General features: G+C 62.5%; 6 protein-coding genes and 2 pseudogenes. 6 read left to right on the forward strand and 2 right to left on the reverse strand.

The annotated features are described in order from the left end of the window. Together BLW83_RS15590 and BLW83_RS15205 are read right to left on the reverse strand one after the other, a co-directional pair. A pseudogene (locus BLW83_RS15590) lies at positions 1-122 on the reverse strand (electron transfer flavoprotein subunit beta/FixA family protein); the annotation flags it as partial. A 78-nt stretch (positions 123-200) separates the two neighbouring features. Then, on the reverse strand, positions 201-968 hold the full coding sequence (locus BLW83_RS15205) for an enoyl-CoA hydratase/isomerase family protein (RefSeq protein WP_177172606.1): 768 nt from the start codon (positions 966-968) through the stop codon (positions 201-203). Between the two features lie 151 nt (positions 969-1,119). On the opposite strand from BLW83_RS15205, the gene BLW83_RS15210 reads away from it, so the two are divergent. From BLW83_RS15210 to BLW83_RS15235, 6 genes and pseudogenes are all read left to right on the forward strand, one after another. Further along, positions 1,120-1,605: a MaoC family dehydratase gene (locus BLW83_RS15210; protein WP_090849222.1), complete on the forward strand. Its 486-nt coding sequence runs from the start codon at positions 1,120-1,122 to the stop codon at positions 1,603-1,605. Between the two features lie 39 nt (positions 1,606-1,644). Beyond that, on the forward strand, positions 1,645-3,111 hold the full coding sequence (locus BLW83_RS15215; protein ID WP_177172607.1) for an enoyl-CoA hydratase-related protein: 1,467 nt from the start codon (positions 1,645-1,647) through the stop codon (positions 3,109-3,111). Positions 3,112-3,191: 80 nt separating this feature from the next. After that, the gene (locus tag BLW83_RS15220; RefSeq protein ID WP_090849225.1) at positions 3,192-4,817 is read left to right on the forward strand and encodes an AMP-binding protein; all 1,626 of its coding nucleotides are present in this window, start codon (positions 3,192-3,194) and stop codon (positions 4,815-4,817) included. 92 nt (positions 4,818-4,909) lie between these two features. Further along, positions 4,910-5,437 (forward strand): PaaI family thioesterase, encoded by a 528-nt coding sequence (locus BLW83_RS15225; protein ID WP_090849227.1) that lies wholly within the window; start codon positions 4,910-4,912, stop codon positions 5,435-5,437. 323 nt (positions 5,438-5,760) lie between these two features. Then, a pseudogene (locus tag BLW83_RS15230) lies at positions 5,761-6,576 on the forward strand (transposase). Positions 6,577-7,089: 513 nt separating this feature from the next. Beyond that, a partial coding sequence (locus BLW83_RS15235; protein ID WP_090849229.1) for a type VI secretion system Vgr family protein occupies positions 7,090-9,024 on the forward strand: 1,935 nt, incomplete at its 3' end.

The following is a 9,024-nucleotide window of genomic DNA, read 5'->3' on the forward strand; positions in this document are numbered from 1 at the left end:
ATCTCGTCGAACGGGTTCATCGACATCTTGACGTTCGCGAGGTCAACCCCCGACCCATCGGCCTTGACGCGCGCCTTGACGTTATAGTCAATCACACGCTTGACCGGAACGAGAACCTTCATCGTCCGTTACCTCTTTCTTTCCGTTTCCTGTCCGACCGCCAGAATGGTCACGCGGGCCAACGAAACCGGTTGGCCAGACTAGCTGCCGGTAAAGTCCGCCTTGCGTTTTTGCACGAAGGCCGTGATCCCCTCGCGCGCATCGGCAAAGCTTGCGGCCTGCGACAGCGACACCGCCTCCATCTCCAGCTGCTCGTCGAGGCTGCGGCCGAGGGCGCCGGAAAAGCACCGCTTGATCATGCCATAGGCGCGCGTCGGCCCCTGCGCGAGGCGCTGCGCCGTCGCCTCGGCCGCGGTGCGGACCTCGGCCAGCGGATGCAGGTGATCGACAAGGCCGGTGGCCTGCGCTTCGCTGGCCGCAATGGTTTCGTTGCACAGGATGAAGCGACGTGCGCGGGCAATGCCCATCCGTTCCGACAGCGATACGGTCGTGCCGCTGTCGGCGCAAAAGCCGATTGCCGGAAAGGCGGCGGTAAACTTGACTGAATCCGCCGCATGAATGACATCGGCAAAGGCCATCATCGCCACCGCGCCGCCCGCCACGCCGCCCTCGACCGCGCACACCATGGGGGCGTCCATGCGGCGCAATCGAGCAAGCGCAGTGTGGAAGTCCGAGGTCCAGTCGAGCACCAATTTGGGCAGCTCATCAATGCGGTCCTTGAAGCTGTTGAGATCCCCGCCAACCGAAAAAAATCGTCCCTCGGCCACCATCAGCACTGCGCGAACCCGGGGCGATGTCATGAGCATGCCCGACAGTTCGAGCAGTTCGCCCCCCAGCCTGCCGTCGATGGGATTTCCGCGGTCGGGCTGGCACAGGATCACCCTTGCGAGCCCGTCTTCCATCGTCATTCTGATGGACTGCCCCTGAAACTCCATGCCCCCTCCCACTCGTGCTTGAATTGTGATGCTGGGTTCAGCCTAGACGATATCAAACAGGTGTGCAATAATATAGTATGCTAGCAACTTAAATGCTTGCAGCGAAAGCAGGGGGAGGCGGCGCGTGGCGTCAGGATCTGGTTTCAACTTACCCGCGGCGGATCGCTGGTTCGAACATTATCGCATCGGCGACCGCTATCGCTTCGGTCCGATCGAGGTGACCGAGCGGGAAATCATCGAATTCGCCCGTCGCTATGATCCGCAGTCCTTCCACATCGACCCGCATGCAGCCGCGGCCGGCCCCTATGGCCAGGTCATTGCCTCGGGGTGGATGACCGCTGCGCTGATGATGCGGCTGCTGGTGGATGAGTTCCTGCCGTCCCGGGCAGGGTTGGCGGCGCCAGGCTGCGATGAGTTGCGCTGGCTGCATCCGGTCGGGCCCGGCGATCGGCTATGGCTGCGGGTCGAGGTGCTGTCAGCGCGGGTGTCTAAGTCCAAGCCTGACCGGGGGATTGTTTCGTTTCGGATGGAGGGCGAGAATCAGGACGGCGTGACGGTCTATAGCTGCGTTGCCACTGGGATCTATCTGTGCAGGCCCGCTGTCGCCTAAAAAACTGCGTCATTTAGGCAGTCTGGCGGTGCAAAGGAATTGACCTATCCAGTATGCATATGCACTATATTGCAGCGCACTAAGTTGGGTGCCGGGACTGATGTCTGCTGGGAGGAACAGGGCATGACCACGCAACCGCCAGAACTCGTAGAGTTCCGTTACGAGCTCGTCGAGGACGGTATCGGCCACCTGATATTCGACATGCCCGGTCGGACCATGAATGTGTTCTCAAACCGTGCCATCCTGGAGGCCGAGGCCGTCGCAGACTGGTTGGGAAGCAGCGGACTGAAAGGGTTGGTGGTTTCATCGGGAAAAACCACTGCCTTTTGCGCGGGCGCGGATCTGGGCGAACTGGCGCAAGCCTATGCGATGATTATCGCCGCGCCTGAAGACCAGCGCTGGCAAATCGGGCGCGACCATTTTTCCCCCATCGGCCGGGCGTTTCGCAAGCTTGAAACCGCAGGCGTGCCGGTGGCGTTTGCGATCAACGGGCTGGCGCTTGGCGGTGGCTGCGAGTTTGCGCTTTCCGGGCATTACCGGGTGCTGGCCGATACACCGTCGACCGCACTTGGCCTGCCGGAATCGCTGGTTGGGTTGTTGCCGGGCGGCGGGGGAACGCAGCGAATGCCCCGGCTGGTCGGGGTCGAGGCGGCGATGCCGGTGCTGCTGGATGCGGCCCGGCTCACCGTCGCCGATGCGGTTGCCGCCGGCGCCGCACATCGCGTCGTGCCCGCCGGGCAAGAGATCGCCGCCTGTGTCGAATGGATCAGGTCCAATCCACAGCCGATCCAGCCCTGGGACCGCGCGGATTACCGGATCCCGTCGTCGGACGAGGTCAGCGCCCAGCTGGTCGAATTGCGTCGCAGCCGGCAGGAAGAGACCGGCGGACATTATCCGGCGATCACCTCGATTCTGGATTGTGTCGAATACGGCCTGCCGCTGCCGATAGATGCGGCAGTCAGCAAGGAAATCGACATCTTTGCCGATCTGATCAAGCGCCCCGAGCCGCGCGACATGATTTCAAGCCTCTTTCTGGGCAAGCAGATCTGGCAGAAACAGCGCAAGACCGGGACGCTGCCCGAAGCTTATGACAGCATCGCCGCGGCGATCCGCCAGAGCTGGGCAAATGTGGCAACCCGCTTTGAGCCTGCCGATGTCGAGGCCGCTGTGCGCTGGGCGCGGCTGTCTGCGACGATTCTGCCGGGTGGTCCGATCCAGCCGATATCGGACGAGGCGCTGGGTGAGCATCCAGGGATTGCGCCCACCGGCATCTGGATCGACGCACCGCAAGGGCAGGACCAGATCATCGCGGGGGCCTTGCTGGGGGTCGCGGTAATCGCCGCGCTGGAAAACGGCGGGGACCTTGATGCCGACAGTTGCCGTGCCGCCGATTTCCACAGCCAGAGTGCTGCCGGTTTCCCCGCGTATCTGGGCGGCCCATTCGCGCTGTACGATTCCATTGGCAGCGATGGTGTCCGACGCCTGATTGCTCCGCTCGGTAACTGAACCGCCATTTCCCGGAGGCTCGCAAGTAACTCGCACAGATTGGCGAGACGGGGTTCCGGCAACTCACGGGAGGACGACATATGACCAAATTCGATCTTGATGTGCACCGGGCGCAATTGCGTCAGCAGGGCCATTGGACGGACCAGCATTACGACGATTTTCTGCGCAGGGCATTGCAGGATCATCCGGATAAACTGGCCATTGTCAGTGACCGTGCCGGTGGCGCCGTCAGGCTGACGTTCCGCGAACTCGAGGATCGCGTCGCGCGTGCCGCCGGTGGCCTGCGCAAACTGGGTGTGGGCAGGGGCGATGTGGTGGCATTGCAACTGCCCAACTGGTGGGAATTCGTGGTGGCAGTATTGGCTACCCAGCGGCTTGGCGCGACCAGCAACCCCCTGATGCCGATCTTCCGCGAGCGGGAACTTCGCTTCATGCTGGGGTTTGCCCGCTGCAAGGTGTTTATCGTCCCTGAAGGTTTCGGCACGCTGGATCTGGTGGGCACCGCGCGCCTGTTGCGCGACGATCTGGATCATCTGGAACATGTGGTGGTGGCGAACGGCGCCGGCACCGACAGTTTCGATGCGTTGCTCGATTCGGGCGAGCGGGTGGACCTTGCGCCCGAAGGCACCCCGCCGCTGACCGATCCGGGCGAGTTGTCGATGCTGATGTATACCTCGGGGACCACGGGGTCGCCCAAGGGGGTGCAGCATACGGTCAACACCATGGTCAATGCGGCCCGCAACATGACCGAGCGGGGGCATCTGTCCAATGACGACGTGATTTTGGTCGGCTCGCCGGTGGGCCATATGCTGGGCACGGCGGCGGGGGTATTCCTGGCGCTTTATAACCGCGCAACCATGGTCTTGCAGGAAAGCTGGAACGGCCGCCGCGCGCTGGACCTGATTAATGAGTACGGGGTCACATACAGCGGCGGCGCCACGCCATTCCTCGCCGATCTGGTGCGCGAAGTTCAGGCCGGCGCACCACGTCCCGAAACGCTGCGGCTGTTTTTGTGTGCCGGCGCGCCCATCCCGCCGGTCCTGGTCCGTCAGGCCAGCGAGGTGCTGGGCACTACGGTGACCTCGGTCTGGGGAATGACCGAAAGCCTGGCTTCGACCATGACCGAGCCCGAGCGGGCAGGGCAGCTGTCCTCGACCTCGGACGGGCGTCCGGTATCTGGAATGCAGGTCAGGATCGTGGACGACTCCGGCAAGGCGCTGGCCCCGGGACAGCGCGGGCGGCTGCTGGTGCGCGGCGCTCAGGTCCACATCGGCTACATGGGCATCCCCTCGGAAGAGACCTTTGATGCCGACGGCTGGATGGACACCGGCGATCTGGCATATTGCTTGGCCGACGATGATTGCACCGATTACATCCGTATTGCCGGGCGCACCAAGGATGTCATCATCCGCGGCGGCGAGAATATCCCCGTGGTCGAGATCGAGAACCTGCTCGTCGAACATCCGTCCATCACCACCGCCGCGCTGGTCGGCTATCCGGACGAGAGGCTGGGCGAACGCGCCTGCGCCTTTGTCACCGTTGAAAACAACGCCGCCGTTTCTCTGGCCGATATTCGAGAGTGGATGGACAAGAACAAGGTCGCCAAGCAATACTGGCCCGAACGGATAGAGATCATCAAGGAAATCCCTCGGACCCCCAGCGGCAAGATCCAGAAATTCATCCTGCGCGACCTGCTTAAACCCTGATCGCAGGCCGGGGCGCATCCTGCCATTCCGGCAGTTGTGCCCCGGCATATTCATGGACACGGTTGATAGCTGGGCAAAAGCGGGGGACGACAATGGCTGATCAGGAACAAGGTGGGCTAACCATGCCGCCGGGGTGGAAGTTTCTGGATCTCGATTTTGGGTTTGCCCGCACTTTCGGTCCGGTGGGTTTTCTTGAAACCGCGGACCAGCATCTTGAACTTGGCTTCCGCTGCGGAGAACGTCATCTCAATCCGCTGGGAATTTGCCACGGTGGCGCGACTGCGGCCTTTGCGGATTATGCAGGGTTGGGGGCGCAGTATGCGTTTGGCCTTTCCCGGGTCATTACCCCCACGATAACGCTATCAATCGACTTTCTACAGGCAATTCATCCCGGCCAATGGGTATCGGCCCGGACGGATATTACCAACTTGACCGGCAAGATGTGCTTTACGCAAACGGTCGCACGGGTGGACGACACCCCGGTTATGAGTTCGCGCGGGATTTTCAAGATCCTGTCGCGCATCGATCTGCTTGAGCATCCGTTTTATCAAAGATGCGCTGAACTTTGGCCATCCCGGGTGGGAATTGACCGTGGTCAGTCGGATAGGCGCGGAAGATAAGACCCGCGTAAACCCGCGGACGATGCACACTCCTCTGGTCGCCACTTCGGCGGCCATTGTCTTTTCATGTCGGGATCTTGGTAGACACCAGAAACTTGAGCTTTCGCCCAAGGGTGTCCGCTGGGAAAGTGGTGAGGGAAGGACGCCGCAGTCAATAATTCCGATGCAAGACGTCGGTGTCAAGGCTGTCTTGCCGAGCCGAGGGTGTCCTCGATCTGCTTTCGTGCATGGGTGTCGCCGCCTGTGATGTGGTAGGGTAATCTCCCCGATCTTGGGGGATGAGGGCCTGGAATGTTCTCGGCAGGATGGAGGAGGAGATTCCAATGACGAAAAGCGGTTTCACCGAGGCCCAGATCATGGGCGTACTGCGCCTGATGAAAGGCGGTATACCTGCTATCGAACTGCGCCGTGAACATGGCATGAGCAGCGTCACGCTTTACAAGTGGCGGGTGAAGTATGGCGGGATGGACGCGAGCCGGATCAGCGAGACGAAGAGCATGGCCGAGGAGGACCGACGCGTGAAGCGCATGTACGCTGGCATCAACATGCAAAACGCCCCCCTCAAGGAGGCTTTGGAAAAGAGACACGGCTAACACTCGGCGTTGAGCCGACCGTGCAGGATGCTCCGAACGGGATCTGATCGATGGATTTCATGGCTGACGGGCGCGGCGAGGGCCGTCAATTTCGGCTGCTGAACGTCCTTGCTAACTTCAACCGCAAGGGTCTGGGCGTCGAGGTCGACTTTTTGCTGCCCGCAGAAGGGTCGTTCGGGCGTCGAATCAGATCATCGAACGGCAGGTAGCGCCGACAACGATCACAGTCGCTAACCGGCCGGAATACGTCAGCGGCACGGTCATGGACTGGACTGGGAACAGAGGCGTCAGCCGGACCCACATCCAGCCGGGGAAGCCGCAGCAGAACCATCTCGCCCTCACTCGAAGGCATGGCGTTCGGGCTCGATATATGTCGGGTGCCATAACCGTGCGGTCTGGCACGAGTGGTTGAACTTGTACATTTTCGAAAAAATCGATGAGGTGCAGCAGATTGCTACCGAGCGGCTCTGGTCCTGCAATAACGAGCGTCCGAACATGGGTAACGGCGGGATGACACCCTCGCAGAAACTGAGAATGCTTGCGTAAGTCCTACGAAACAGCCCCCACAAAAACGAGGGGAGCACCCGCAGAATCTGGCGAACGAGCGGCGCAGGTTCGGATACCGACGGCTCTTCGTGCTCCTGCGGTGCGAGGAAGAGGCGCCGGGGATCAACCGCACCATTACAGCCAGCGCGCGAGGGGGCGACCAGTCGCCCATCATTGCCACCGAGGGCATCGAATTCTGTGTGCAAGACCTGAACTCCGGCAAGACCGCCAGTTCTCCAGTTGGTGATTTTTCGAACCACTTCGGCTTCTTTCCGCCGTTGGCGGCATCACTGCCGCTCGCGCAACTCAAGGAAATACCCCTGACATCAAGGTGGTCGGCTGTCCGAGTCGGCTTTGCATCAAGCTGCTGACGAATGATTTCGGCTGTGGTCGCATCGCCTCGACATGCGCCAGCTCACGGCGCTGGGCCGGGACGTGTTGTGGCGCGGATATGCACAGGGTAGCATCGGCCCATTATTGTGTTTGCATATTGTCATTCCTCGGGGGCCATTTATGAACGCCTCTCTTCGGCAATCTGGCCGGCTTGGTCGCCTGACGACGGATCTTGGGCCGGATGTTCTGGCGCTTTTGCGCTTTGAGGGCAGCGACCACCTCAACGACCTGTTTGATTACCGTGTCGAGGCGCTGGCCACGCGCGGGGATCTTGATTTTGATGCGCTGATCGGCACCCACGCCACGGTCGAGATCGAGACCCGCTATGGCGGCCAATCCTTTGACGGCATCGTGACGCAGGCGCGTTGGGCGGGGGCGGGCGAGAACGGGCATCGTTACGAGCTGACCCTGCGGCCGTGGTTCTGGCTGGCCTCAAGCCGACGCAACCAGCGGATTTTCCACGACAAAACCGTGGTGCAGATCTTGCAGGAACTGCTGTCGGACTATGCCCGGCTTGGCGATCCGGCGGTCGAGTTCCAATTGTCGCAGGCTTACCCGACCCTTGAATACACCGTGCAATACCGCGAATCCGACCTCGATTTCGCCCGCCGGCAGATGGAACGGCACGGGATCAGCTTTCATTTCCGCCACGCGCCCGGCTCGCACACGCTGGTCCTGACCGACGACGTCCTGGCGCATGAAACCATCGGTGCGCGGCCCTATAAAAGCTACGATGGCCATCATCAGGCCGAAGGTGAGCATTTCTGGGAATGGGCACCCGAGCGCAATGTCACCACCGGCGCCATCCGGCTGACCGACTATAATTTCAAGACCCCCGACGCAGCGATGGAGGCGGATCGTCTGGGCGACGCCGCCCATGCGCAGGGCCAGATCGAAAGCTTTGACTATCCCGGTGATTACCCGGCGCAGGACGTGGGCAAGATCGTGGCCGGGCTGCGCACCGCGCAGGAGCGCGGTGCGGATCGCAGGAACCGCGCAGTGGGCGATTGCGCGTCGCTGCGGGCGGGCAAGCGCGTCAGCCTGTCGGGCGATCCGGTGCCGGGGACGGGCGAGACCTATCTGTGCCTCTCGGCCAGCCATCATTTCGTCTCGGAGGCCTACGGCTCGGGCGGTCAAGGCAGCGACGGTTATTCGTTCACCGGCAGCTATGCCTTGATGCCCGACACCGCACCTATGGCGCCGCCACGGCGGACGCAGGTGCCCGTGGTCCACGGCCCGCAAACCGCGATGGTGGTGGGCGAGGGCGAGATCGACTGCGACGAATACGGCCGGATCCTGGTGCGGTTCCACTGGGACCTGGCCGGCGCCCATTCGATGCGCTGCCGGGTGTCGCAGAACTGGGCCGGGAACGGGTGGGGCGGCATGGTCATCCCCCGCATCGGCATGGAGGTGCTGGTCGAGTTCCTCGAAGGCGATCCCGACAAGCCCATCGTCACCGGGAACGTGTTCAACGGCCGGAACGATGCGCCCTATCCGTTGCCGGAACACAAGACCAAGGCGGTCTGGCGCTCGAACACCCACCAGGGACAGGGCTTCAACGAGATCGCCTTTGAGGACCAGAACGGCATCCAGAACATGTTCTTCCATGCGCAGAAGGACCAGACGACGCGGGTGCTGAACGACCGCATCAAGCGGGTGGACCGCCATGAGGTCGCGGCCGTCGGCAAGAACCGCGCGGTCGAGGTCGGGGGCAACCAGAAGCACGAGATCGGCGGCTCGATGAACACCGTGGTCGGCGGCACCGGGATTTCGGCCTTTGCCCTGATGGCGGCGGTCAGCGGGCTGGCGGGTCATACCGCCGGGCTGCTGAAGCAGGCGGGCGAGGTTGCGGGCGGCGGCGGGCCGGGGCTCGATCTTTTTGCCGGAACGGTCGCCTCTTCGGCGCTCGGGTTTCTGGGCGCGGGCGGGCTTGGCGACCGGGGCCGCGTGGTGGGCGGCGCGAGCGACCGCCCCGATGCCGGCCGTGCCCTGGGGGACGCGGGCAACGGTGTGGGCGAGGCGGCGGCGGGGCTGTTTCCGCTGCCGGGGGTGATG

Source organism: Paracoccus alkenifer (genome assembly GCF_900108405.1).
In the GTDB taxonomy this organism is placed as follows: domain Bacteria; phylum Pseudomonadota; class Alphaproteobacteria; order Rhodobacterales; family Rhodobacteraceae; genus Paracoccus; species Paracoccus alkenifer.